The organism is Caloramator sp. CAR-1 (genome assembly GCF_030546345.1).
Classification (GTDB): domain Bacteria; phylum Bacillota; class Clostridia; order Clostridiales; family Caloramatoraceae; genus Caloramator; species Caloramator australicus.
On the sequence record NZ_JAUONW010000012.1, the window covers coordinates 13,833 to 40,718 of the forward strand.

The 26,886-nt window shown below is 31.1% G+C and carries 27 protein-coding genes and 1 pseudogene; 24 read left to right on the top strand and 4 right to left on the bottom strand.

Features of this window, described 5'->3' with window-relative positions; translation table 11 throughout:
- Nucleotides 1-105: 105 nt before the first annotated feature.
- The 12 genes and pseudogenes from Q3V94_RS03775 (at nt 106) to Q3V94_RS03825 (ending at nt 9,071) form a co-directional block, all read left to right on the top strand.
- A complete protein-coding gene (locus tag Q3V94_RS03775; RefSeq protein WP_303525256.1) occupies nt 106-1,788 on the top strand; it encodes a GspE/PulE family protein in 1,683 nt (560 codons plus the stop codon).
- Between the two features lie 15 nt (nt 1,789-1,803).
- Entirely contained in the window at nt 1,804-3,018 is a 1,215-nt protein-coding gene (locus Q3V94_RS03780; protein WP_303525257.1) for a type II secretion system F family protein, read from the top strand.
- A 12-nt stretch (nt 3,019-3,030) separates the two neighbouring features.
- Entirely contained in the window at nt 3,031-3,423 is a 393-nt protein-coding gene (locus tag Q3V94_RS03785) for a type II secretion system protein (protein WP_303525258.1), read from the top strand.
- A gap of 64 nt (nt 3,424-3,487) precedes the next feature.
- Nucleotides 3,488-3,982 carry a prepilin-type N-terminal cleavage/methylation domain-containing protein gene (locus Q3V94_RS03790; RefSeq protein ID WP_303525259.1) on the top strand — a complete coding sequence of 165 codons (495 nt, stop codon included), beginning with the start codon at nt 3,488-3,490 and terminating at the stop codon, nt 3,980-3,982.
- Between the two features lie 10 nt (nt 3,983-3,992).
- Nucleotides 3,993-4,493 (top strand): type II secretion system protein, encoded by a 501-nt coding sequence (locus tag Q3V94_RS03795; RefSeq protein ID WP_303525260.1) that lies wholly within the window; start codon nt 3,993-3,995, stop codon nt 4,491-4,493.
- 11 nt (nt 4,494-4,504) lie between these two features.
- Entirely contained in the window at nt 4,505-5,449 is a 945-nt protein-coding gene (gene pilM, locus Q3V94_RS03800; RefSeq protein ID WP_303525261.1) for a pilus assembly protein PilM, read from the top strand.
- Between the two features lie 16 nt (nt 5,450-5,465).
- Complete coding sequence (locus tag Q3V94_RS03805; protein WP_303525262.1) at nt 5,466-6,020, top strand: PilN domain-containing protein; 555 nt, start codon at nt 5,466-5,468, stop codon at nt 6,018-6,020.
- Nucleotides 6,021-6,025: 5 nt separating this feature from the next.
- Nucleotides 6,026-6,649: a hypothetical protein gene (locus tag Q3V94_RS03810; RefSeq protein ID WP_303525264.1), complete on the top strand. Its 624-nt coding sequence runs from the start codon at nt 6,026-6,028 to the stop codon at nt 6,647-6,649.
- Nucleotides 6,650-6,669: 20 nt separating this feature from the next.
- Nucleotides 6,670-6,738: pseudogene (locus tag Q3V94_RS13660) on the top strand (prepilin-type N-terminal cleavage/methylation domain-containing protein); the annotation flags it as partial.
- A 15-nt stretch (nt 6,739-6,753) separates the two neighbouring features.
- Nucleotides 6,754-7,071, top strand: a complete 318-nt coding sequence (locus Q3V94_RS03815) for a hypothetical protein (RefSeq protein WP_303525266.1) — start codon at nt 6,754-6,756, stop codon at nt 7,069-7,071.
- 11 nt (nt 7,072-7,082) lie between these two features.
- Entirely contained in the window at nt 7,083-8,450 is a 1,368-nt protein-coding gene (locus Q3V94_RS03820) for a hypothetical protein (RefSeq protein WP_303525268.1), read from the top strand.
- Nucleotides 8,451-8,483: 33 nt separating this feature from the next.
- Nucleotides 8,484-9,071, top strand: a complete 588-nt coding sequence (locus tag Q3V94_RS03825) for a metallophosphoesterase (protein ID WP_008908376.1) — start codon at nt 8,484-8,486, stop codon at nt 9,069-9,071.
- A gap of 16 nt (nt 9,072-9,087) precedes the next feature.
- Here the strand turns inward: Q3V94_RS03825 and Q3V94_RS03830 are convergent, their stop codons facing one another.
- On the bottom strand, nt 9,088-10,986 hold the full coding sequence (locus Q3V94_RS03830; protein WP_303525273.1) for a BMP family ABC transporter substrate-binding protein: 1,899 nt from the start codon (nt 10,984-10,986) through the stop codon (nt 9,088-9,090).
- A 96-nt stretch (nt 10,987-11,082) separates the two neighbouring features.
- Here Q3V94_RS03830 and Q3V94_RS03835 point away from each other — a divergent pair, with 96 nt between their 5' ends.
- Nucleotides 11,083-11,385: a Dabb family protein gene (locus tag Q3V94_RS03835; RefSeq protein WP_303525275.1), complete on the top strand. Its 303-nt coding sequence runs from the start codon at nt 11,083-11,085 to the stop codon at nt 11,383-11,385.
- A gap of 21 nt (nt 11,386-11,406) precedes the next feature.
- On the opposite strand, the gene Q3V94_RS03840 is transcribed toward Q3V94_RS03835, so the two are convergent.
- Nucleotides 11,407-12,651 (bottom strand): NAD(P)-dependent oxidoreductase, encoded by a 1,245-nt coding sequence (locus tag Q3V94_RS03840; RefSeq protein ID WP_303525277.1) that lies wholly within the window; start codon nt 12,649-12,651, stop codon nt 11,407-11,409.
- Nucleotides 12,652-12,739: 88 nt separating this feature from the next.
- On the opposite strand from Q3V94_RS03840, the gene Q3V94_RS03845 reads away from it, so the two are divergent.
- From Q3V94_RS03845 to Q3V94_RS03885, 9 genes are all read left to right on the top strand, one after another.
- Nucleotides 12,740-13,150 carry a DRTGG domain-containing protein gene (locus tag Q3V94_RS03845; protein ID WP_368506506.1) on the top strand — a complete coding sequence of 137 codons (411 nt, stop codon included), beginning with the start codon at nt 12,740-12,742 and terminating at the stop codon, nt 13,148-13,150.
- Nucleotides 13,150-13,572: an anti-sigma regulatory factor gene (locus tag Q3V94_RS03850; protein ID WP_303525278.1), complete on the top strand. Its 423-nt coding sequence runs from the start codon at nt 13,150-13,152 to the stop codon at nt 13,570-13,572. The genes Q3V94_RS03845 and Q3V94_RS03850 overlap by 1 nt, the downstream gene beginning before the upstream one ends.
- Nucleotides 13,573-13,590: 18 nt before the next feature.
- Nucleotides 13,591-14,814 (top strand): [Fe-Fe] hydrogenase large subunit C-terminal domain-containing protein, encoded by a 1,224-nt coding sequence (locus tag Q3V94_RS03855; protein ID WP_303525279.1) that lies wholly within the window; start codon nt 13,591-13,593, stop codon nt 14,812-14,814.
- 1 nt (nt 14,815) lies between these two features.
- A complete protein-coding gene (locus Q3V94_RS03860; protein ID WP_303525281.1) occupies nt 14,816-15,154 on the top strand; it encodes a DRTGG domain-containing protein in 339 nt (112 codons plus the stop codon).
- On the top strand, nt 15,151-15,858 hold the full coding sequence (locus tag Q3V94_RS03865) for a PHP domain-containing protein (protein ID WP_303525283.1): 708 nt from the start codon (nt 15,151-15,153) through the stop codon (nt 15,856-15,858). The genes Q3V94_RS03860 and Q3V94_RS03865 overlap by 4 nt, the downstream gene beginning before the upstream one ends.
- A gap of 109 nt (nt 15,859-15,967) precedes the next feature.
- Entirely contained in the window at nt 15,968-17,584 is a 1,617-nt protein-coding gene (glgP, locus tag Q3V94_RS03870) for an alpha-glucan family phosphorylase (RefSeq protein WP_303525285.1), read from the top strand.
- A gap of 62 nt (nt 17,585-17,646) precedes the next feature.
- Nucleotides 17,647-19,620 carry a molybdopterin-dependent oxidoreductase gene (locus tag Q3V94_RS03875; RefSeq protein WP_303525287.1) on the top strand — a complete coding sequence of 658 codons (1,974 nt, stop codon included), beginning with the start codon at nt 17,647-17,649 and terminating at the stop codon, nt 19,618-19,620.
- A gap of 152 nt (nt 19,621-19,772) precedes the next feature.
- Nucleotides 19,773-21,074: a hypothetical protein gene (locus Q3V94_RS03880; protein WP_303525289.1), complete on the top strand. Its 1,302-nt coding sequence runs from the start codon at nt 19,773-19,775 to the stop codon at nt 21,072-21,074.
- Between the two features lie 12 nt (nt 21,075-21,086).
- Entirely contained in the window at nt 21,087-21,986 is a 900-nt protein-coding gene (locus Q3V94_RS03885; RefSeq protein ID WP_303525292.1) for a DUF362 domain-containing protein, read from the top strand.
- Between the two features lie 21 nt (nt 21,987-22,007).
- Here Q3V94_RS03885 and Q3V94_RS03890 read toward each other — a convergent pair whose 3' ends face one another.
- The gene (locus Q3V94_RS03890; protein WP_303525293.1) at nt 22,008-23,459 is read right to left on the bottom strand and encodes a nicotinate phosphoribosyltransferase; all 1,452 of its coding nucleotides are present in this window, start codon (nt 23,457-23,459) and stop codon (nt 22,008-22,010) included.
- Between the two features lie 93 nt (nt 23,460-23,552).
- Here Q3V94_RS03890 and Q3V94_RS03895 point away from each other — a divergent pair, with 93 nt between their 5' ends.
- Nucleotides 23,553-24,497: an RsmB/NOP family class I SAM-dependent RNA methyltransferase gene (locus tag Q3V94_RS03895; protein ID WP_303525296.1), complete on the top strand. Its 945-nt coding sequence runs from the start codon at nt 23,553-23,555 to the stop codon at nt 24,495-24,497.
- Between the two features lie 26 nt (nt 24,498-24,523).
- Here Q3V94_RS03895 and Q3V94_RS03900 read toward each other — a convergent pair whose 3' ends face one another.
- Nucleotides 24,524-26,257, bottom strand: a complete 1,734-nt coding sequence (locus Q3V94_RS03900; protein WP_303525298.1) for an ATP-dependent metallopeptidase FtsH/Yme1/Tma family protein — start codon at nt 26,255-26,257, stop codon at nt 24,524-24,526.
- Between the two features lie 117 nt (nt 26,258-26,374).
- Between Q3V94_RS03900 and rnhA the strand changes: the two genes are divergently transcribed.
- Complete coding sequence (gene rnhA, locus Q3V94_RS03905) at nt 26,375-26,833, top strand: ribonuclease HI (RefSeq protein ID WP_303525299.1); 459 nt, start codon at nt 26,375-26,377, stop codon at nt 26,831-26,833.
- Nucleotides 26,834-26,886 lie beyond the last annotated feature (53 nt).

Here is a 26,886-nt window from a genome sequence, read left to right on the forward strand (position 1 = left end):
CAATAAATATGTTTTTTTAAAAACGAAGGGTTTATTTACAAGAAATCAAAATTACCTTATAATTACAATAAGAGATTGAAATAAAATGCCGAAAGGAAATGGTCTATGCAAACTAAAAAGAGGCTAGGTGAAGTTTTAATAGAGGCAGGTTTAATAACCCAAGAACAGCTTCAAAAGGCTTTAACATTACAAAAAAGTAGCGGGAAAAAGCTTGGGGAAATATTAGTTGAGCAGGGGTTTATTTCAGAGGATCAAATTATTGAGGTTTTGGAATTTCAACTTGGAATACCCCATGTTAAGCTTGATAGGTTTCCAATAGAACAAGATGCAGTAAAGCTTATTTCTGAAGGCATTGCCAAAAGACATACATTGATTCCTATTAAGCTTGAAAAGGACAAGCTATATGTAGCAATGGCTGATCCTTTAAATATATTTGCAATAGAAGATGTTCAAATTTATAGCGGCAAAAACGTTCAACCGGTTATAGCAAAATCAGATGAAATAAAAAGACAAATAGATAAGTATTATGGTAAACAAGAGGCCCTTAAAGCTGCTGAGGAATTTAAGAAGGAAAGCAAGGTATTTAAAACTGAAAGAAATAAAAATGCTGCTGAAGATGAATCAGCCTCTGCGCCGATTATAAAATTAGTAAATTCAATATTTGAACAGGCAATAAATCAAAGGGCCAGCGATATTCATATAGAGCCCTTTGAAGAGGAGCTAAAGATAAAATTTAGAATCGACGGAATACTTTATGAAATTATGAAGATGGAAATTGAGCTTCATTCAGCCCTTGTTGCCAGGATAAAGGTTTTAGGAAATATGGATATAGCAGAAAGAAGAATTCCGCAGGATGGAAGAACTTCGTATACGTATTTTGAACAGGAATATGACATGAGAATTTCAACTTTACCAACGGTTTATGGAGAGAAGGTAGTAATTAGAATAGCAGATAAAAGGGCGTTTTTAAAGGATAAAACCAATTTAGGATTTTTAAAACACGATTTGGAGCTGTTTGGTAAAATAATTTCATCCCCGCATGGTATCATTTTAGTTAGTGGTCCTACAGGAAGTGGGAAATCAACAACTTTGTATACGATTTTAAGAGAACTAAATACTGGAAGCAAAAATATTATAACAGTAGAAGATCCTGTCGAAAGCACGATATATGGTATAAATCAAGTTGAAGTAAACCCAAAGTCGGGGCTTACCTTTGCGACAGCTTTAAGATCGATTCTAAGACAAGATCCAGATATTATAATGATAGGTGAGATTAGAGATAAAGAAACCGCTGAAATAGCAGTTCGTGCAGCGATAACTGGACACCTTGTTCTATCAACTATACATACAAACGATGCAGCAAGTGCAGTAACAAGGCTTGTTGATATGGGAATTGAAAATTATTTGATTAGCTCTTCATTGGTTGGTGTAATTGCCCAAAGGCTTGTAAGAAGAATATGCCCCCATTGTAAAGAGGAGTATATTCCGGATGAAACAGAAATTAATGCTTTAGGTATTAATGATAATCAAAATATAAAGCTGTATAAAGGAAAAGGATGTTCATACTGTGGCAATAAAGGATATATGGGAAGAACAGGCATTTATGAAATATTGGTTATAGATAAAGAATTAAGAAATTCCATTTTAAAAACATCCAGCAGCGATGAACTAAAGGATTTAGCAGTGAAAAAGGGGCTTGTTACACTTAAAGAGAGTTGCAAACAGAAGGTGTTGATGGGAGAAACAACCTTTGAGGAATACTTAAGGGTAACCTATTCTATGGATTAAAAGAGGGAGATGACTATGGCGGAGTTTTTTTATGAGGCAATTAACAGCAGAGGGAAAAGAATAAAGGGTAATGTTATAGCTAATGACCTTGAATCTGCTTTATCACAATTAAAATCAAAGGGATATTATATTATTGACATTGGTGAGAAAAATTTATTTAACAAGGAGATAAGTATTAAGTTTTTAAACAAAGTATCTTCAAAGGATTTATATTTGTTTTGTAGACAGCTTGCAACTTTATTGGAAGCTGGGCTTACACTTTTGACTTCTTTAGAGGTAATAAGAAATCAGCTTTCAAATAAAAGGCTTGTAAAGGCTGTAAATAATCTATATGAGGATGTTAAAAAGGGAAAAACATTATCTGAGTCGATGATAGAAAATAAAGACGTATTTCCAGATTTGCTTATTAATATGGTAGAAGCAGGAGAGGTGAGTGGATCTTTAGATAATTCCTTTGAGAAAATGGCTCACCACTTTGAAAAGGACATGAAGCTCAAGCAAAAGGTTACAAATGCACTTATGTATCCTGCTATAGTTTTGTTAGTTGCAGTAATTGTGCTAAATCTTCTTTTGATTTTTGTAATTCCGACATTTGTAGGGCTATTTAATGATTTAGGTGTTGAATTGCCTCCAACAACTAAATTTATTCTATCTACAAGTTCATTTATTAAGAATTATTGGTTGATGCTTCTTATAATGATTATATTGATATCTATTTTAACAAATATATACCAAAAAACATCATCAGGAAGTATATTTTTTTCAACATTAAAGCTTAAAATTCCTATAATAGGGAATATATCATTAAACGCATCAATCGCAAGATTTTCAAGGACTCTTTCTACTTTAATCGATGCTGGAGTTCCTTTAGTTGCTGCGATTGATACAACAAAAAAACTATTAGGCAATGCCTATATAGAAAAGCAATTTGAAGATGTTGCTGAAAGGGTGAAGGGGGGTGAGGGATTAAGTAGACCAATTGAAGATCTAGAGATTTTCCCAACTCTTGTTCCTGTTATGATAAAAACTGGGGAAGAGAGTGGAACTTTAGAAGAGATGCTTACAAAATTAGCAGATTTTTATGAAAATGAAGTTGAAAACTCAGTAGCAAGGCTAACTGCAGTCTTTGAACCGGTCATGATAGTTTTTTTAGCACTAATAGTAGGTTTTATGCTAGCTTCAATAATTTTACCGATGTTTAAACTTTATGGTAACATGAATTTAGGTTAGGAGGGTTTTGTTATGGAAAAGAGAAAAAAGAAAGGTTTTACATTGATTGAAATGATTGTGGTTTTAGCTATTATAGCTATTTTAGCAGGTATTGCTGTTCCACAAGCATTAAATTCAATAAATAAGTCAAAATCAACTGCTGATATTGCAAATGCAAAAGCTTTGGCAGGTGCAATAACTCAAGGATTAGCAAATGGGGACGTAACACTTACAAGTAATAGCTGGACAGACCTTACTCAAAATACACCTCAAAATTTGATAAAATATATTAATAGTATACCAACCCCTAAAAAAGTGTCAGGACATTTTTATTATTACTATGATGGAAATCAACTGAAAATTGGTGTTTCTAATGGAACTAATAATTATATAGAGTTATATCCAAATCCGGATTCAAATTATTAATCTTAAATTAAACACCAGAGGATATCCTCTGGTTAATTAATTTCTTAATAGGATGTGAAATAATATGAAAAAAGGCTTTACCTTAACTGAAATGATCATTGTTTTTGCTATAATTAGTATCATCGCTGCAGTAACAACACTTAATTTTGTTAGGCTAGGTAAAAGCTCAAGGGTTGATAGTTATGCTGATGAAATTGCAGCAATGTTAAAGGAAACTTATGAAAATTCAAGTAAAGAGATGGATTATGAAAGTTGGCATGTAGAAATTAAAAAAATCGGAGATAAATTTTATGTTGAACTTAAAGGAAACAATGCCCAAAAGGAAGTTGAGTTAGTTGACACCGATATTGTATTAAAAAATGATAGTTCCACTATGACACTTCAAAATGTTGTAGCAATCATGTTTTCATCGAATGGGAATATAATAGTTAAATATAATGATGGAACAAAATTAGAAAATGAAAATTTATATGTAGAAATATGTGATAGGAACAATCCATCCATAAAAAAGGTGATAGAAATCAACTCACTTCCACCAGGAAACATAATGGTTAAATAGGGATGATTATATGAGAAAAAAAGGTTTTACACTTGTTGAAATGTTAGTTGTTGCACTTATTTTATTTATAGTCTTAGAAGTTGGATATAATATTTTGATTAATAATATAAAAATGGCCTATAGAGAAAAGAATAAAGCCTATATTGAAACTCAAGCAAAGTCGTTTTTAGATTATATTTTTACTTCGCTTCAATCATCCTATCAGGAAACGATTGATGCTAAAGATAACAAGTTGATATTTATAGTGCCCAAAAATAATAATCAAGTTTTGTTTAGTGAAAATACGTCTAATGGAGTTAAAATAGAAGTTACCTATAGTAATAACTCTATATACGTTCAAAAAACGGATTTGCAAAGTAACAAAACTTCTAATAATCTAGTTTTAAATGGCAACATAAAGCGACTTAATATTACAAAACAAAATCGGCTTATTACTATTACGTTAGTTGTGGATTTTAAAGATAAAAAAACAATAAAAACATATACTTTAAACTATACAATTAGAAATTGAAGGGGATTTTTATGTTTGAAAAAGTATGCGTAGAAATTAGTAATAATTATATTAAGGTAATAGAAGTTAAAATGGGGAAAAAAGTTAATATAAAAAGAGTAGGAGAAATAAGTTTTGACGTAGGAATAAATAAATCAGTATTGGATTTAGATGAAACTGAAGTTTGTGAAAAACTAAATAAGTTTTTTTCAGAAAATAAATTAACAAAAAAGAGATTAAATATCATACTATCTGGTGTATCTAATTTATTGGTCAGAGAAATAGTAATCCCGATTATTAAACAGGATAAAATATATGATCTTTTAAAATTTGAAGCATCCCAGCATATTCCAGTTGATTTAGAAAAATATATAATTGATTATAAATTAATTAATACTTTTAAAGAACACAAAATAAAAAAACAGAGAATTTTAGTTTTTGCGCTTCCCAAAAAGATGATAGAAAAGATTATTAGTATATCAAACAAATTAAATATAAAAATAAACAAAATAGACATTGAGCCTAATGTGATTGCAAGATTATTATCAAAAAGCATGGGACAGTCCATTGAAATGGCTCCTAATAATATTTCTATGATTGTTAATCTTCAAAGGAGCTTTTTAACTGCAGTAATAGTAAAGGATAACGTTATTCAAATGACTAAAACCTTTCCATTTGATCTTATTGATATGTATAAAAACAAGGAAAAAGAAGATTTTGTTCCAGATCAATATACCTTTAACGAAGCTTTGGAGAATATTACTAAGTTATTGGAGTTTTATATAGCTAAGGAAAGAACAGATATTAATTCAATAATTTTAATAGGAGAGCTTGCCAAGTATTTTAATGTAAGCTTACTTTTACAACAAAAAACAGGTGTTAAAACACAAGTATTAGAAAATCTTCAGTTTATAGATAATTTAAGTCAAAGCTATGACTTAAATTCTTTTATAGTTCCTATTGCAGGGTTATTATAGAGTAAGGAGAGATTTTATGTTTAACCACAGCTTGCTGCTAAAAGATAAGGACATAAATTTCCTAGAGGCATATTATAGATATGGTAAACATAAAGATTTTAATTTTGCAAGATATCTTTGGCTTATAGGAATTGAAATATTTATTTTCGCAATTATCACATTATTTATGCTATTTAATATCAATTCCTATAAAACTATGAATAATAAAATTAAATCAAATATAGAAAAGTATAAAAATATTGAATCTGAAATTGAAAGATTTCAAATAATGAAAGGGTTACTTGAAAATAAACAGATATTTATAGAGGATATAATTGAAGGCAATAATTCCTTATACAATATTTTAACAGAAATAGAAAGTAAAATTCCGACAAATTTAAAAATAGAAAATTTAAACATATCAAAAGAAAAATTAACTATGATGGTAGTTACAAATAAAGAGGAAAATATTGCTCAGTTTATCTATAACTTACAAAACTATGATTGTTTTAAAAACATAAGTATTAATGGGATAACTAATTATGAGGGGCAGATTAGAACTACAATAACAGCTGATATAGTTAGGAAGTGAGTGATATGACGGAGAGGGATAAGAAGTTGATTATTATTTTAATAATGCTTTTGATTGGTGTTTTATATTATTATTTTTACCAAAATCTAAATTCAAAACTTGAAGCTTTAAAGCAGGAAAATATCCAGCTTACAAGCAAGGAGGAACAGTTAAACAAAGCAATTATTATATATAATTCAAATAAGGAAAAAATGCAACAAATCAATCAAGAATATAATGATATTTCATTGAAATTACCAAAAAATTTGGATGAGAAATTTGTATTAATAGATTCTTTAAATTTGCTAAGAAAATATGACGCTAGAATTGGTGATATTCCAATTGAAAAGAAACAGCAATTTATCTTTGAAAAAAATAATAAAAAAATAGACAAAATATTTTTTTATAAGATAACGTTAAATACGCAAATTAACTATGAAAATTTTAAAAAAATTTTAAAAGAAACAAAGGATTTTAATACCCTATATATGATAGATAATATTTTGTTAAAACCGATTTCTGGTAAGTCAACGGGGATATTAGATTCAACGTTTGATATATATTTCTTTGGATACGATGATGAAAAGGCACCTGAGAGGGAATGGACTGATTTAAATAATAGCATAGGGAAGACAAATCCCTTTAAATAATCAGGAAGGGACGTGAAAATATTAAAAAATTTAATGGTTTAACATTAATTGAGGTATTAGTCTCTATTGCAATATTAGGGATACTGATGATTCCACTTTTTACTATGTCGGATTTTATAATGAAAATAAATAAAACATCTTCAGATAAACTTGATGTTGGGCAAATAATGACTATATATATAGAAAAATATAAGATTGATCCTTCAAACTCATACTTTGAGCATCTAGAAAATGGGATTGCTGAGTATAAAATTTACTTTGAGGATGTAGGTGAAATAGCAAAGTTTAAAGTAGAAAGCCCAAATGACCAGGCAGAGAAAATAAGAAAAATAAAAAAAATTAATATTATTATTAAGAAATTAAATAAGACTCTAAATAATTACGAAACGGTTAAGCAGGAAACAATATTGATAATGCAATGAGAGTGATATTTATGAAAAAAGGTTCTGCATTGATTTTTGTGATATTAATATTTTCCATCCTTCTGACTTTAAGCGTTGGACTTTTGCAATTTTCAGTGGCATCCTATAAACAAAGCAATAATTTTGTTTCAAAGAACGAAAACTTTTATAATGCAGATTCAGCTATTGATTTAGCGTTATTTATACTTGATGCTTTTTCTGAAAAAGCAAGAGAAAAGGCTTATGTTTATTGTTTTAAAGATGGAAATGTTAATACAGAAAGCTATGAAGTTAAAATAATATATGATCAATATATGGCTCAGATTAATGATAACAACCCCAATAATGATGATGCAGCTTATAATGCTTACAAAGAAAATTTAAGTAAAATTTATATAAAAAAATATAAAGAATATTTAAAGACATATTTAATAGATAAAGCTGATGATCAACTTTTAAATTTAAATCTTCAGGTTGAGATGTTAAATGAAAAAATTGAAATAGATTATTGGAGACAAGCCGTTGAATATATTTATAATAAAATACTGTCTCCTATTTATCCAAACGTAGACTTTAAAATTCTTTTATATAATGAAGCAATTAAAGATCTTGAGTTTTCAAAGGTTTTAGGAAACCAATTTAATTCATCATTTGAGGATTTCAATCTTATTTCAGAATCTTACCCAAGGGAAACCATAATAATACGTTCTAAGGATAAAACAGACAATACTAAGAATTATATTTTGCTCAACTGCGAATTTAAGCCAGAAGGCGGGGGATTTGTTGAAGGGAATCTTCCCCTTATAACTGATAATATCTTATTTCAAAAACCTTTAGTAGTGGGAAAAGAAGAAGATGTAAAAGTTGATAAATATGTTGATTTTAAAGCTTTAGAAAAAGACAAACAACTTGAATTTACAGATTCTAATAATAAAATTTATATTTATCTTGATAAGAATGATAATAGTAGTAGCAAAAATAATAATGGCATTGATCTTTCAAATTATAATGGATATAAAGTATTAATAGCTTCAAATAATAATAAATATATAATGTCAACAAAGAATATTGAAGTATATGGCAATATTATAGCAGATGACCTTCATAAAGATAATATAAACGAAACAAACGATAATAACAAAGGAATTTTAAAGGATAAAAAAAATGGGACAACTATTAACATTATTTATGATGAGAGTATTTCTAAATATTGGATATTGATTTTAAATGAACTTAGAAAGGATAATAAAATCGATCAGGAAAAATATGATAAAATCCTTCAATATTTTAAATTACAAAATCAAAATAATAATGTGAAAATAATTAAAGATTTAAATTTTTCTAATTTTACTACAAGCATTAATATCTTGACAAGGAGGCAGATTAGAGTAAATAATTGATAAAAGAGGACAACTTAAAAAGGTTGGGTTAGCGTGAAAATACTACTTCTTTCGGATGTGGAATCAAAATATATTTGGGATTATTTTAATCCAGAAAGATTTAAGGATATTGAGCTTGTTATATCCTGCGGGGATTTAAAATCTGAATATTTATCTTTTATAGTAACGATGATAAAGGCACCTTTGCTTTATGTCCATGGCAACCATGATACTGATTATTTGACCAATCCTCCAGAGGGATGTCAATGTATAGATGATAAATTGGTTGTATACAAAGGAATAAGAATTGTAGGCCTTGGTGGTAGCAAATTTTACAATAGTAGCTTACTTCAATATACAGAGGCACAAATGGAAATGCGGATTGCAAAGCTAAGGCCGAGAATTTGGTGGCATAACGGATTTGACATTTTAGTAACTCATGCAGCAGCCTATGGCCTTGGAGATGGTGACGATAAATGTCATGAAGGGTTTAAGGCCTTTAATAGGCTTATAGATAAATATGAGCCTAAATATTTTATCCACGGTCATATGCATCTTAATTATGGTAACAAGGAAAGGATTATTAAATATAAGAACACAACCATAATAAATGCGTATCAATATTACATTTTAGAATATTAGGGAGGTTTATGCCTCCCTAAATTATTTCGACACCTTCTACAAACCAGTCCATATTAAGTATTTGATCAAGGGTTGCAATCTCGTCAGGTTCAATCCTAAGATTTCCATCCTTATCGTAAATAGGGCCGGTAAATGGGTGATATATATTGCTAATAACCATCCTTTTCATATGTTCAACAAGTTTTTGGGTTTCAAGGGGAATATTATCCTTTGAATAATATATATCTAAAACGCCAGAGTCGATTCCCCACCAGAAGTTTACAAGACGGTTGGTGTTATTAAAAAGGTCTGAAATCGTCTTTATGCTTCCATTCAATATGCTATTTAGTATTTTTTCATAGAATATTCCCCATCTCCAAATTGGAGCGGCAAGATATTTATCGGGCTTTTTATCATTGATAGAAGTTAGCATAGAATATACACCATATTCCTTTGTAATTGGATGATCCTCATCAATGGTAATATTTGCAATTATATCAGCTCCGAGTTCTATCAGCTTATCATCTGCATCTTCGTTTTTAACTTTACTATACCATTCATTGGTCCATGATACTAGAATCTTAGCAAAGGGATTAATAAGCCTTACACCTTGAGTAAAGGCGTTTATTGAAGAAACTACTTCTGGAGCAGGACTTGTAGCTACATAACCTATTTTATTTGTTTTTGTTAAGGCACCAGCAATAAGTCCTGATAGGAACCTTGGCTCATAGGTTCTGCCGAAATAATTCCCTACATTAGAATAGGGCTTAAATTCTGAGCAGTTAAAAAATTTAATGTTTTGAAATTCAATGGCACATTTTACAGTTGAATTTAAAAATATTGGGCTTGTAGTAAATATAACATCGAAATCTTTTTCGGCAACTTTTCTTATGGCATCATATGAAGTATCATCAAGGGGAATATTGGCAAAGTATTCAGTTGTTATATGATTCTTTAAAACCTCCTGCACATATCTTCTGCCTAATTCATGGGCATAAGTCCAACCAGAGCTTTCTGGATCCTTTGCATAAATAAATGCAACCTTTAAAGTTTTCTTGATGTTTACTAAAGAAGTTAAAGTGGATATAATGTTCTGTTCATTTATATCTGGTGTTGTCTTTATTTCTTCATCTATCGATGATACTGATTTTAATATTTGAATTATATTTCTTATTCTATGCGTTAGTTCTTCATCTGTAACTTCAATCGGTAATCCATATATATTACAATACTCTAAAAAGGCATCGGCAGTTGTAATAGGAAGCTTGCCACCACCAAGGTTAAGATATAATCTTCTAAAATTCATATAAATATATTTTTCAAAATATCTATACTTATTTTCTTCAAATTTTATTTCACTAGGATTAAAATGCTCTAATATCCTTAACAGTTTATCAAAGCTTCCAAGCTTAGAAAAATATATCGATTGAATACCAGTAATCTTATTAAAATTAAGGAATTCATAATAAAGCTTTATCTCATGGTTAGTTTCGTCGTATTTTGGAATTAATCTTGTTACATCTGCATAAATTGAATATACATCGAAATATTTTAATATGCTAACCCTTTTGTTACCTTCAACGACATAATACCAATTTAAATACTCGTAAACCTTTATGGGATCTCTAATTCCTTCATCTAAATGGGCTGTGCATAATGCAACCCATTTTTTCTGAAACTCTGTATTAGGATTTAATATGGGCATAAAGTTTTTAGCAAAGGACCTGCTCCTTAAATAGGTGTATGTTCCTATGATCTTCTTTAAAGGGACTTCCTTTATCCCTATATTTATTTCTGATATTATTTCGGTATTTTTAAGTATGCCCTCTAAGGATGGAAGATATCCTGATTGACCTAAGGAAGCATTTTTAGAATATTCCTTTAGGGCCATTTTTCTTGCATTTATATAATGTTCTTCAGGAGTAAAATTTCGCATCTGATCACCTCATAAAAGTGCTTTTAAAATATATTATATAAAAATATGAAAACATGCAATTAATTTTATGTTAAAATTTACTTGGAGGTGATTGATTTGATTAAACATATTGTAATGTGGAGATTAAAGGATGAAGCTGAAGGAAGGAGAAAGGATGAAAATGCAAAGGCCATGAAATCTATTTTGGAGGATTTAAAGGGCAAAATTGATGTGATTCAACATTTAGAGGTGGGCATAAATTTTGCCAAATCCGATGCTGCCTTTGATGTTGCACTTTATTCAGAATTTAAGTCAAAGGAGGATTTAGAAAAATATATAAATCATCCTGAACACAAAAAGGTAGTAGAATTTATAAACAAGGTGAGGGAAGAAAGATATGTAGTTGATTACGAAATTTAAAAGAGGGGTATTACCCCTCTTTTAAAAAAGCTCTGGATATTTTTCTCTAACATACTGGTCTATTGCTTCTGCGACCTTTTTAGAAAGGCTTACAGCTTCAACAACAGTCCTAGCTCCAGTTACAACATCTCCTGAAGCAAAGACGCCTTCTTTTGTTGTTCTTCCAAGATTATCTGTAAGAAGAAGACCGCTATTGTTAATTTTTAATCCCTCAGTATTAGATACTATATTTGCTTTAGGCCCTTGGCTTGCTGCAATTATAATCGAATCAGTTTCTAATATTGCTTCTGTCCCAGGTATTTCTACAATCCTATCCTTTTCATTGTTTGATTTTTCTGTCTTAATATATTTTATTCCTTCGTCTAATATTTCAAGAGGAGATTTAAAAAATTCAAATTTAACTCCATCTATTTTAGCGTATTCTATTTCCTCTCTGTTTGCAGGCATATCTTCTTCGCCACGCCTATACATTATTATAACTTCTCTTACGCCCTTTCTTAGGGCTGTTCTTGCAGCATCGATTGCGGTATTTCCAGCACCGATGATTACAACTCTTTGTCCTAAATCATAAACATTAGGATTTTTTAAGTAGTCTATTGCATAATGAACGTGGCCGAGGCTTTCTCCTTTTATTCTTAGGGGTTTAGGGTTCCAAACTCCAGTGCCTATAAATATTGCCTTGTAACCATCCCTAAATAAATCCTCTAAAGTTATAACGGGACCTATAAGAGTATTTGGTCGTATTTTCACTCCCATATTAAGCAGTTTATTTTTAATCAAATCTAAAATATTCTTAGGTAAGCGGTAGTCGGGAATGCCATATCTTAAAACACCGCCTATTTTATCATGAGCTTCGAATATAGTTATATCATAGCCTTTTCTTGCAAGCATAAAGGATATTGTTATACCTGCTGGGCCAGAACCAATGACTGCAATTTTTCTATCCTTGTTTATATTAGGACTTTCATTTAAAATTCTCAAATAATATTCCGAAATATAATTTTCAATAATGCTTACCTGAATAGGGTTGTTTTTATGGTTTAAAATACAATTTCCTTCACAAAATTTTTCAACAGGACAAACAAGTGAACATACTGAGGATAAGGGGTTGTTTTCAAATAGCATCTCCCCTGCCTTTATAATATCACCCTCAAGAAGCATTTTAACCATATCGTTAACTGGGGTGCTTACAGGACAACCCATTTTACATCTTGGATTTTTACATTGAAGACAACGCTTTGCCTCATCAATAACATGTTTTGACATACCACCACTCCCTGTATGAATTTATAATAAATATACACAAATATGGAAATTTAGTCAAACTTGTATTTTAGCTGTTAAAAAAATTACATTGAAAAAGTTTCAGAAAAATAATAATATTATATTAGATTTTTTAAACGGGGGAATGATGATGAAATTAGGTAAAATTAAAGAGCTTTTGGAGGCAGAAGTTTTATGCAATGAAGAATTGCTTGATTATGAGGCAGTAAGTGCCTTTGCTTGTGACCTTATGAGTGACGTTTTGAGTTTGGCAAAAAAAGAAACTATTCTATTAACAGGTCTTACAAATGTCCAGGCGGTTAGAACAGCAGAAATGCTAGATTTAAGGTGCATAATTTTTGTTAGAAATAAAAGGCCTGATGAGAGCGTAGTTGAGCTTGCCAGGGAAAAGGGAATATGTGTTCTTTTTACGAAATATACGCTATTTACTGCTTGTGGTATTCTTTATTCAAATGGTTTAAAAGGAGCTGATATGTTATAATGCAGGAATTGTTAAGTGTTAAGTATGATGTTGAAAGTGGAGATTTTATTCGTGGTGGTGAAGCATCAAGCAGTATTAAGAAATTATTACAGCAGTTGGGGATTAAAGCAGATATAATAAAAAGAATTTGTGTAGCTTGTTATGAAGCGGAAATGAACATAGTTATTCATAGCTATGGAGGGTATATAGAGGCGAAAATATTTAACAACAAAGTAGAAATATTAGCAAAGGATAGGGGACCTGGAATCGAAAATATTGACCTTGCAATGAAGGAGGGATATTCAACAGCCCCTGAGTATGCGAGGGAAATGGGATTTGGTGGAGGTATGGGACTTCCCAACATGAAAAAAAGCTGTGATGAATTTTATATAGAATCTAAGACAGGTGAGTATACTGAGGTAAGGATGGTAGTATATTTTTAATTTAAAAAGGTGATATTTATGAAAGAAATTTTTCACTCAGTTTCACTGATTAAGGAAAGGTGCATAGGCTGCACAAAATGCCTTATGAACTGCCCTGTAGAAGCAATAAGAATAAAAAATGGAAAGGCTATTATATATGACGAAAAATGTATAGACTGTGGAGAGTGCATTAGAGTATGCCCATATGGAGCCCATGTTTCTAAGGGAAATTCCTTAAATGAAACCGAAGGTTATAAAATAAAAGTCTTGATACCTTCAGTAACGTTATATCCACAGTTTGGACAAGAAATAAATCCAGAAGAAATAAACAAAGCCCTTTTAAGCTTAGGTTTTGATGAGGTTTTTGATATAACCTTTGCCTGCGATGTTAAGGCCGAGATATTAAAAAAGGAGATAACAAAGGTCGAAAAACCAGCAATTTCAACATTATGCCCTTCAATAATTCGATTGATTGAGAAGGACTTTCCATCCCTAAATGATCATATTGTTAAAATGTTAACACCTATAGAAATTTCAGCGGCTTTAATTAGAGAAAAGTATTGCAAAATGGGATATAAGGAGAATGAAATTGGAATTTTCTTTTTAACGCCATGTCCAAGCTGGATTACAAAAATAAAAGAACTGAAATATAATGAAAAAATAGGTTTCGATGGTGCTATTGCAATAAGTGATATATATCCTAAATTATTAAAATTTTTAAATAAAACTTCTAATAAAACCTATAGAAAAATATCTAAAACTGGCCTTTTATGGTCCTTCTCAGGAGGACAAAGTCAAGCAATCGGGATAGACAATTTTTTAGCAGTAGATGGAATAAAAAATGTTATAAAGTTATTTAATGATGTAGAAAATGGAAAAATAAAAGATGTTGATTATATAGAGGCCTATGCCTGCACAAGAGGATGCTTAGGAGGATTATTTTTGATAGAAAACCCCTTTAATGCAGAAAGGATTGCCAAAAAGATAATAGCTAATGGTGAGTTTAGCTACAATGTTGAACTGCACGATGAGTTTCAAAGTAAATTTGCAAGGGAGGATATATTAAAAGTTAATTTGAAATTTGCAGATGACTTTGAAAGTGCAGTTAAGATGATAAAGAATATGAATAGAATAATTAATATGCTTCCTGGAACGGATTGTGGACTTTGTGGTTCACCATCCTGTAGGGCATTTGCCGAGGATGTTGTAAAGGGTCTGGCAAATTTGAATGATTGCAAATTTATAAAAAATGGAGGAGAATAGAATGAAGGTTAGGGATTTAATAAACAGCTTAAATCTTAAAATTTTAGCTGGTGAAAAAGGATTAGAAAAGGATGTAAAAGGTGTTTATTGCTGTGATCTTTTAAGTTGGGTAATGTCCCATGCAAAAAGTAAAAATGCTTGGATAACTGTTCAAATTCATACAAACATAGTAGCTATTGCAAGCTTACTGGAACTTTCATGTATTATAATTCCTGAAAATATTGAAGTTGAAGAAAACACATTAGAAAAAGCCAATGATGAGAATATCCCTATTTTACAGTCAGACTTAAATTCCTATCAATTGTGTGTTAAATTAAATCAATTGGGGATAGATGAATGAAGTTCTATTATGATCTACACATCCATTCAGCTTTATCACCTTGTGCCGATGATGACATGACTCCAAATAATATACTTAATATGGCAAAACTAAAGGGACTCGATATTATAGCAATTACGGATCATAATTCCTGTAAAAATTTAAAGCCCTGTGTGGAGATAGGTAAAGAATTAGATATATTAGTGATCCCAGGGATGGAGCTTCAGACTATGGAAGAAGTGCATGTTTTATGCCTTTTTAAAACGTTAGACGCAGCAATGGAATTCCAAGATTGGGTTTATTCTTATTTGCCAAAGATTAAAAATAAGAAGGAACTTTTTGGAAGACAATTCATTTACAACGAATTAGACGAAATAGTTGGAGAAGAGGAAATAATGCTCTTATCCTCTGCAAATGTTAGTATAGATAAGGCTTATAATAAAGTTAAGTCCCTTGAAGGTCTTTTTATTCCATCCCATATTGATAAGGAAAGCTTCAGCATTATATCAAATTTGGGTTTTATTCCTTATAATTTAAGTATTAAGGCGTTGGAATATGTTGATCTTATTAAGTTAGAGAAACTAAAAATAAAGGGTTTTATTCCTGATGATGTAAAATTTATAAAAAATTCAGATGCCCATCATTTAGGCTTAATATCGGAGAAAGAAAATTATATAAATTTAAACAAAAGATCCATTGACGATTTTTTTGCTTATTTTGATTAATATTTTATATAATTTATACAAATTTTTTTATTTTATGGTGCAAACGATTGCATTTGGTAAGAAAATATATTAAAATAAAAATAAAAAAGGATATTGGGGAGGAAAAAAGATGAACAAACTACCAAAAGTTGCATATTTTTGTATGGAATATGGTTTAGATTCAAAATTTAAGATTTATTCTGGTGGGCTTGGAATATTAGCAGGAGACATTTTAAAAGCTGCTAAAGATTTGAATGTTCCAATGGTAGGTATTGGAATTAAGTGGAAGCAGGGTTATGTTGATCAATATATAACTGAGGATGGAAGGACGTTAGATACATATAGAGCTTATGATTACGATTTTTTAGAAGATACGGGAATAACGGTAGATGTAGAAATCAAAGAAAGCACTTATACTTTAAAGGTATGGAAGGTTGATAAATTTAATAATGTTCCGTTATATCTTTTGGATGCTGATGTTGATGGAAATGAAAATAGGCTAATAACTTCCCAGCTTTATGGTTGGTTTTCTGAAGAAAGGGTTGCTCAAGAAATAATTTTAGGTGTAGGTGGAGTTAGGGCCTTAAGAAAGCTGGGAATCGATGTTGATGTTTACCATTTTAATGACAATCACCCTGTGTTTGCCGGCATAGAACTTATTAGAGAAAAAATGGAAAATGGGTTAACATTTAACGAAGCTCTAGCGGCAACAAGGGAAGAAATCGTATTTACAACTCATACTCCAGTTCCAGCTGGAAATGAAGTTCATTCCCATAGATTACTTGAATACATGGGGGCATACTTAAATCTTGACTATTGGCATATGAAACGATTAGGTGGAGACCCCTTCAGTATGACTGTTGCAGCCCTTAGAATGAGTAGAATTTCAAACGGTGTTGCACAGCTTCACAAGGAAACAGCAAACAAAATGTGGGAAGGTGTGGAAGGAAGTTCTAAAATAATAGGTATTACTAACGGCGTGCATAATGGAACTTGGCAGGATGAAAGAATAGTTAGGGCTTATAAAGAAGGAAAAAGTTTACTTGAAGTTCACAATGAAATCAAAAAAGAGTTAATAGCCTTTGTTGAAAAAAGAACCGGCGTAAAATTAGATGCTGAAAAACTTTTAATTGGTTTTGCAAGAAGAGCTGCACCATACAAAAGAAGCAATTTGATTTTTACCGACGAAAAACTAATAGGACCATATTTAGAAAGCGGTAAAATACAGATAATATTTGCAGGTAAAGCTCATCCAAATGATTATACAGGGAAAGGCATTATTTCAGATATTGTAAAGATGGCTAAAAAATATCCAAATAGCGTTGTATTCTTAGAAAACTATGATATGGAAATAGGTGCGATGCTAACTAGAGGATGCGATATATGGCTTAATAATCCAAGAAGACCACAGGAAGCATCAGGAACGTCTGGAATGAAGGCTGCCATGAACGGAGTATTAAACTGCAGTATTTTAGATGGTTGGTGGCCTGAGGCATGTATTCACGGAGTAAATGGATGGCAGTTTGGAGATGGGCTTGGAGTTGATGATTTTGATACATTAGAGGAATTAGATAAGCATGATGCTAAAGCTTTATATAAAGTTCTTTTAGAGGAAGTTCTTCCAACATATTATGAGAATAAATCAAAGTGGGAAGAAATGATGAGAAAGAGCATAGAAACTACTCAAGAAAAGTTCTCAGCTGCAAGAATGGTAAAAGAATATTATGATTTAATGTATACAAAATAACAGGGGTTCCCCCCCTGTTTTTTTATGTGCTAAAATATTATAAAAAGCAAAGGGGGATAAAGATGAAGATAAGAAGCGGATGTCCAAGGGATTGCTATGGAGGCTGTTCGGTAATTCTAACTGTTGAAAATGATAGGATAGTAAATATAGAAGGGGATCCTTTAAATAAAGCAACACAAGGGTATATTTGCTTGAAAGGAAAATTGTATTTAGAAAAAAATTATGGGGATAAAAGACTAAAATTTCCATTAAAAAGGGTTGGAGAAAGAGGAGAAGGAAGATTTGTAAGGGTTTCATGGGAGGAAGCAATAGAGGAAATCTCAAAAAAGATAGATTATTATCAAAATATCAGTCCAAAAAGCATCATGTTTTACAAAGGGTCTGGGGAAATAGGAATTTTTAGTAAATGTGCATTTGGATTTTGGAACCAACTTAAGGGATATACTACTACATATGGAGATCTATGCTTTTCGGCTGGATTAGAAGGAGTAATTCAAACCTATGGAAAAGCAATTCACAATGCCCCATGGGATCTTGAAAATGCAAAATGCATAGTTTTATGGGGGAAAAATTCTGCCGAGACTAATTTCCAGGAGATGCTTTTTATAAAAAAAGCAAAAAATAACGGAGCAAAGGTTATAGTTATAGATCCTGTTAAAACAAAAACAGCAAAGAATGCAGATTATTTTATTCAAATTATGCCTGGTAAGGATCTGCTTTTGGCTTTGGGACTAGCGAATTATTTGATTAAAAACAAAATGATCGATGAAGGCTTTATTGACAAATATACTTATGGGTTTGAAGAGTTTAAAGCTTATGTTGAAAAGTTTGACTTAAAAACTGTAGCAACGATATGCAAAATAAATGAGGAGGAGATAACAAAATTAGCAAAATTGATTTGGGATAATAGACCTTTAAGTTTAATTTGTGGATTAGGACTTCAAAGAAGGATAAATGGTGGACAAACGATACGAGCTATAGGACTTATTTCTGCCTTAGTTGGAAGCGTAGGCATAGAAGGTGGAGGCTTTAGGTATGCTAATCTATCTGAACCTAAATTAAAATGGCCTTTTTTAATAGAATCTCCAGAAGAAGTAGATTATGTTCATGTAAGTGAAATAGGTAAGGGCATTATTGAGAAAAACATAAGAATGTCATTTATCCAAAGTGCTAACCCTGTTGTATCAAATCCAGACTCAAAAAACATAAGAAAAGCATTATCTCAATTAGATTTTATAGTTGTTATTGAGCAATACTTAAGCGATACTGCAAAATTTGCTGATTATATTTTACCAGCAGCTGCTACTTTTGAGTATTACGATATTTTAAAATCCTATTGGCATCCCTATGTAATATTTATGGACAAAGCGCACGACCCTTTGGAGGAGTGCAAGCATGAAAGTGAAATTTATAGAATGCTAGCTAAAAAATTAAAGCTGAATTTAGATTATATTCCTGAAAACAATATAGATAATATAAAAAAAATTTTAAAAGCATCGGGAATTGAAAAAAGTTTAGAGGAATTGAAAAATGCCCCATATTTACCTGAAGATTATGACGAAGTAGCTTTTAGGGACAGAAAATTTAATACAGTTACAGGAAAAATTCAATTTAAGTCAAAGACCATGAAAAGGTGGAAAATGAGCCTAATCCCGGAATACATAGAAAATAAAAGGACAGATTATCCTTTGATGCTTATATCCTACCACTCTTATGAAAAAATAAATTCCCAATATTCAGAGATAGATAAAATTAAAAAACTTCTAGGTGCTCCAAAGGCCAAAATAAATCCTGAAGATGCAAGGATAAGAAATATTAATCATGGAGATAAAATGAAGATTTTTAACGATATGGGTGCAATATATGCCTATGCAGAAGTTACAAGTGATATAAAGGAAGGGGTCATAAGTATCCCATTTGGTTTTTTAGTTGAAGAAAAGGCTAATGTGAACGACATAGTTGAATCCATGAAAACTGATATAGGGAATGGAACAGCCTTTCATGACAATTATGTAGAAGTAATTAAACTAGATTAGTTTAATATAATATATTATTTGGCACAGATTCTTCTTGTAGGCTTATAATAAATGAATCTGTGCTTTTATTTTGTGCATTCTTTGATTAAAAAATATGAATATGGAAATAATTTTAAGTAAAGGGACTTGTTATAAATTTAGGTGGTGTTTTTATGAAGGATCAAGAGAAGATCGTCTTGTTTAAGGAATACATGAAGCAAAATGGATTTGATGAGAAGAGGATTAATTTTAATGTAAAGGTAGTTACAACCTTTAAAAATAACATTTTAGATTACTTTGATGAGACGCTAGATAATTTTGATAGCTTTACCTTTGATGAGTTTACAGATAAAGTTAGTTTAATTGATGATGAGTTTGGAGGAAGGGAAAAGATCCCTTTAATACTTAATGCCATGCTTGATCTTACAGAATTTTTAAAGGAATATAAATTTATAAAGGGCGGAAAGATAGCTTATTATAAACGAATGTTCACGGATGTTGAGTATTATCTTCAAAAGTATGACATGCTTAAGGGCAGAAAAAGCGAAGCAAAGGAAACTATAAAAAATTATCTAAACTCAGAATTTGTAAAAAAGGTAGTAAAGCTTACAGAGAATGTTTATATATTAGATTTCAATACTATAAAACTTATCGATTATCTTTTAAATGATATTCCAATTAGCCTAAGTCTTAACAATGATTCTATTAGTCTTGTTAAAGATTTTCTTATAAAGACGGAATTTTTGGAGGTTAAAAATTCAAACATAACAGTAACTAAGATAGGAAGGATGGTGTCACGTTTAGAACCAGAGGAGCGTTACGCTATTATCCTAAGCAATGTATTTAATTTAGAAAAGTGGGTTACGGAAGAAAAATTTTTTAATATTCGCAATTTATTTTATGTAATTTATTCTGTTTTTAGTTTTAAACAAGAGGTCCTTTTACATACAAAATGGGAAGAAGATAATATATTTATTTTATCGAAGGACGAATTTAGATTAAATTATATTCTTAGGGATGATACTTGCAAGTTATATTTTGACACATTTTTAGTGGGTTTAGGACTAATTGAATATGTTTCAGAAAATAACAATAAGAAGATTTCTATTACTGAAACAGGGAAAAATATATTTAAGATAGTAGCAAAGGATTTGAATATTATAATAAAAAACAAAATAGAATATATTGCTTCATTAATTAAATATAAAAAGCTTGATGAAGCTGAGAATGAAATTAAAAATTTTTTATTAATATATGGAGAACATCCTATTGTATGGGATTTTTGGGGTCAAATTGCTATTTTAAAAGGCAACTATTTAGATGCCTATGAATTTTTAAAACATGCCTATGAAATAGCAAACAAAAAGAGCAAACTGGTAAAAAATGTTGTTTATCATTTAGTTATATGCTGCAAAAGATTAAAAAGGGATGAGGAAATAAAACTATATGAATCGAAGTTAGCAGAATTGAAGTAAGGAGATGATGCAATGCTAAGGAAAAAAACATTAGACAGCAATATTATTGCAATAGTTAATAACCCAAATGAAGGCTTGGCACTTAGGGAGGCAATTGCGCTATTGCCTTTTAATGGTTTTATAAAAAACAATCATACTGTTACAATTACGGCCAACTTGGTAAATTTAAACCCACCACAGCAGGGTGTCGTGGTAGGACCACAAACTTTAGAAGAGCTTATAAAAATTATAAAGGAACAAAACCCCAAGCGAATAGTAGTTGCTGCTGGCTCTGGTGGTGCCACAACCTATGATGTGCTAAATACATATGGATATAATCAAATTTTAATGAAGAAAGGAGTAGAATTTTGTGATTTAAATGTGGGAGAGTTTGAAGATTTAGAATTAGAACATGATATTGTAAAGTCAACTAAAGTTAATAAACTGTTATTTGAAACAGATATATTAATTTCCTTTACCCAACTTAAAATTCACGAGGAAGCTACAATTTCTGCATCGATAAAAAATATAGCATTAAGTTGGCCTCCAGCATCCCTTCACGGTTATCCCAAAAAAAATCTTGGGATCCATGAAGACCTCCATGGATTTATTTATGCTTTTGCTAAAAAGGTGCCAATAGATTTTTCTATTGTTAGCTTAAACCCTGCAATGATAGGAACAGGTCCTTCTAAGGGAAAAGCAATTCATAGCGGTTTTCTAGTTGCTGGATTTGATGCCGTTGCAGTTGATACTGTCTGTGCAAGACTTTTAGGCTTTAGACCCCAGGCTATAAATTATCTATTTAGATTAAGCAATGATAAGATAGGCGTTAGCAATATAGAGGATATCGATGTTAAAGGGATTAAACTTATCGATGCTGAAAAGCAATTTTCCCTTATGGCATATGGAAAGGAGTTTGCAATAGATGAATAAGGCTGCCCTTTTAAAGCAGCCTTATTCTGAGTATTTTCTCAATAATTTTTGCTTTGTCTTCCATAGTTTAAAGGAAAGATCTACATAATATCTATGGGGATTTTCAAATCTTAAAACTTCATCCCAAAGGGTTTCAAGTTCCCTTTGACAATATTTTTTTATTTCATGAACTGAAGGACTTTGATAAATACACTTTCCTTTGTCAAATATTTTAATTAAAAGCTTTCGTGCTTTGTAATTTTCAAGTGTTTTTGTTTTCCAAGTGTAGACAGGATCAAATATTTTAAGTGGCTTTGACTCATCTATTTCTTCACTAGCAAAGGTTATTAAATCTGCAATAGCTTTGTTAGTAACATTGTCATATAACCTGTAGACTTGCTTAAAGCCGGGATTAGTTATTTTTTCTGGGTTTTCGCTTATTTTTATCTTAGGGATTATTTTACCATTTTCTTCAACAGCAACAAGCTTATATACACCTCCAAATACAGGTTCGGATTTTGCTGTGATCAATCTTTCACCAACGCCGAAGCTATCAATTTTTGCACCCTGTGATAAAACATCTCTGATGATATATTCATCTAAAGAATTGGAGGCTACAATTTGGCAATCTGGAAATCCTGCTTCATCTAGCATTTGCCTTGCCTTCTGTGAAAGATATTTTATATCGCCGCTATCTATTCTAATTCCTTTTGGTCTATACCCTCTTGGAAGCAGATCCTCTTTAAATACTTTAATAGCATTTGGCACTCCAGATTTTAAAACGTTATAGGTATCAACAAGCAAAAGACAATTCTCAGGATAAACTTTTGCCCATGCCCTAAAGGCGTCTAATTCACTATCAAACATTTGAACCCAACTATGGGCCATGGTTCCTACGGCAGGTATTCCAAACATTTTTTCAGCAATCGTATTGGCGGTTGCAGCACAGCCGCCTATATATGCTGCCCTTGCACCTAAAATTGCTCCATCGTAACCTTGTGCTCTTCTTGAGCCAAATTCAAGAACAGGACGACCTTGGGCAGCTCTAACTATTCTGTTTGCCTTAGTTGCTATTAAGGATTGATGATTTATAGTTAGCAAAATCATGGTTTCAATAAATTGAGCCTGAATTATAGGACCCTTTACTACTACTAATGGTTCGTTAGGGAAAACAGGAGTTCCTTCTGGAATGGCCCAAACATCGCACACAAATTTAAAGTTTTTTAGATAATTCAAAAATTCCTGATCAAAAAGACCCTTTTTTTCTAAGAAGTTAATGTCCTCTTCTGTAAATTTTAGATTGTTAAGATATTCTATTAGCTGCTCTAAACCGGCAACAATACTAAATCCTCCACCATCTGGAACATTTCTAAAAAACATATCAAAATAAGCGATTTTATTGCCTATGCCGTTTTTTAAATATCCATTGGCCATAGTTAGCTCATAAAAATCAACCAATAAAGTTAAATTTCTATTATCCTTCCAATCGATCATTTTAATGCCCCTTTCGACTTACTTGAAAAAAATAATTAAAAATTATATATTTTATATTATAACACAAATTATATTTACTGAAAGGAGAATAAAATGGCGTCAATAACGGAAATAAGGAAAAAAATTCCTCAAGATTTACTGAATTCATTTTACGATATATTTGATATTCACACTGTAGACAAATTATTATATGGTATTTCAGATAAGAAATTAACGACATTAAGGGTAAATACTTTAAAATATGATATTAAAAGTTTAATGGATTATTTTAAAAAGGTTAATATAAAATTTGAAAGGGTTAAATGGAATGAAAATGCCCTTATATTGAAAAATGCAGATGAAAGGGATCTAGAAAAATTAAATATATTTAAGGAAGGACAAATTTATCTACAAAATTTATCCAGTATGATTCCGCCTATAATATTAGATCCAAAAGAAGGAGAGAAAATATTAGATGTTGCAGCAGCACCGGGTAGCAAAACAACACAAATGGCGGCAATGATGAAAAACATGGGATTCATATTGGCAAACGAAGCAGATAAAATTAGAGCCGAAAGGTTAAAGTATAATCTAAAGTTACAGGGAGTAGAAATCGCCGAGGTTAGAGTAGGAAAAGGGGAAAAGATAGGGGAGGAATATCCTGAATTCTTTGATAAAGTCCTTTTAGACGTTCCCTGCAGTGGGGAAGGAATAATATCCATAAAGGATCCCAAGACATACAGAGGGTGGAGCCTTAAGGAAGTTGAAAGATTATCCCGCCTACAAAAAAAATTATTTGAAAGTGCATATAAAGCCCTAAAAAAAGGTGGAATTATGGTTTACTCAACTTGCACTTTAAATAGGAAAGAAAATGAAGAAATCATTGATTGGGCCCTTAACAATTTTGGCATAAAAATAATGAATATAGACAGACTTGATAATAATTTCTTAAATGGAATTGATATAGGACTTAGTGATGAGGTTAAAAAATGTATAAGAGTAGTTCCAAATGAAGTATATGAAGGATTTTTTGTGTGCAAAATAAAAAAGAAGGATTAGGATAGCCTAATCCTTATATATTTTACTTATTTTAAACTTAACAAAGAAATTATCTCATTCTCAAAAATGGTTTCATTTTTTATTAAATATTCCGCCAAAATATCGAGCTTGTCCTTATTTAGGCTTAAAAGGTTTACAACTTCAGAATAGATTTCGTTTACTTTCTTCTTAATTGTTTCTACATTTTCATTTAAATTTAATCCTTCGATTAGGCCATAATTTATCAAACCAGTCTCTTCCAACATTCCATATTCTTGAGCCATGTTTAATAGTATATTTGTAACATGTTGTAAATCTGAATAGGCTCCTGTTGTAATATTTTCTTTTCCAAAGATGATTTCTTCTGCTGCTCTTCCTCCCAGAGCGATTTTTACCTGTTTTAACAAATCGCTTTTAGTTTTAAACATTTTATCGGGAGGGACATTTAAAGTGTATCCTCCTGCACCTTTAGTGCTTGGAATTATTGTTACTTTCTTTACTGATATTTCTGGGGCGACTAATTTTGATATAAGGGCATGTCCAGCCTCATGATAAGCCGTGATCTTTTTATCCATATCGCTTATATAGCTTCTATCCTTCTTTTCAAAACCTGCAATAATAATATTAAAGGCCTTATCAAAATGATAATTAGTAATAAACTCAGCAGATTCTTTTGCGGCTAGGATTGCTGCTTCATTTACAAGGTTTTCAAGTTTAGCACCAGAAAAATATGGTGTCATTTCTGCAAGTTTAAAAAGGTCAACATCCTCTGATATTGGTCTGTTTTTTGTGTAAAGCTTTAAAATCTCATATCTTGCTTTAATATCAGGAAGATTTACTTCGATGTGCCTATCAAATCTTCCAGGTCTTAATAGAGCATCGTCAAGAACATCAAGTCTATTTGTTGCTGCAATTACAACTATTCCTTGACTATCCTTAAAACCTGACATTTCTGATAGGAGGGCATTTAAGGTTTGATCTCGTTCATCGGAGCCTCCATCGGCCCTTGAGGTTCTTTTTTTGCCTATAGCGTCTATCTCATCAATAAATATAACAGCCTTTCCCTTTTCACGAGCCTTTTTGAATAAATCTCTAATCCTTGCAGCACCTACACCGACGTAAATCTGAACAAAGTCGGAACCATTTACTGCGAAAAAGGGAACATCAGCTTCGTTGGCTAACGCTTTTGCAAGAAGTGTTTTACCAGTTCCAGGAGGACCATATAAAATTATCCCCCTTGGAGGTCTTGCGCCAAACTTAGCATATTTTTCAGGGTTCTTTATAAAATCTACCAACTCCAATATACTTTCCTTTGCTTCTTCATTACCAGCAATATTATTAAAGGTTACTTTAGTAGCACTTTTTGTATCATATTCGATACTTGACATGGATTTTGAAGAGGAAGCTATTTTTTTAGACAATAAAGTTATTATAAAGACAGTAACAATAACAAAGAAAAGTATTCCGCCAATGGTATTTGCTACGTTAGAAGAATCTTCCTTCACATGAACGTTTTTTAATAAAAGCATTTCTTTGAAGTTTTGACTTCTTGGATTTTCAGTATAATAGATTATGTTATCTTTAGTAACTACCTTTATAAATTCGGAATCACTTAAAAAAACTGTATCTATTTTATTTTGTTCTACCATCGTTAGAAAATTTGTGTAACCTATTATATTTTTTTTCTCACCTTTTAGATTGTAAAAATAGATACTTAAGATTAAAATAATTATTATCAGCAAAGGAAGAAGAATTAAATTATATTTTTTTATTTTATTCATGTGACCACCTCAAATATTTTAGTTTACATAATATTTTACATTTTTTATCCTGGGTCTGTAAAATTATTTTAATATTAATTACCATGTAAATTTATGTTAAAGACGGGAGTGGATAGAATGAAAAAAGAAGTAATAATTTATACAGATGGAGGCTGTAGGGGAAACGGCAATGAGGAGACTGTTGGAGGCTATGGTGCAGTTCTTATATATAAGGATAAAATTAAAACTATAAAAAAAGGCTTTAAAAAAACTACCAACAATATAATGGAACTTACTGCGGCGATTGATGCATTATCTTTGCTTAAGGAACCCTGCAAAGTAAAATTACATAGTGATTCTGCATATTTAGTTAATGCCTTTAATCAGGGATGGGTGGAAAAATGGCAGAAAAACGGGTGGAAAACTGCAAGTAAAGAGCCAGTAAAAAATAAGGAGCTTTGGGAGAAATTAATTGAATTTACTAAAGTCCATGAGATCGAGTTTATTAAGGTAAAAGGACATGCAGACGATGAAATGAATAATCTTTGTGACAAACTTGCAAATGAGGCAATGGATGAAATAGAAAATGAAAGATAACTGCAATATTTTATTTATTTAAACATTGATGTTGCAATTTATAATGCAATTGT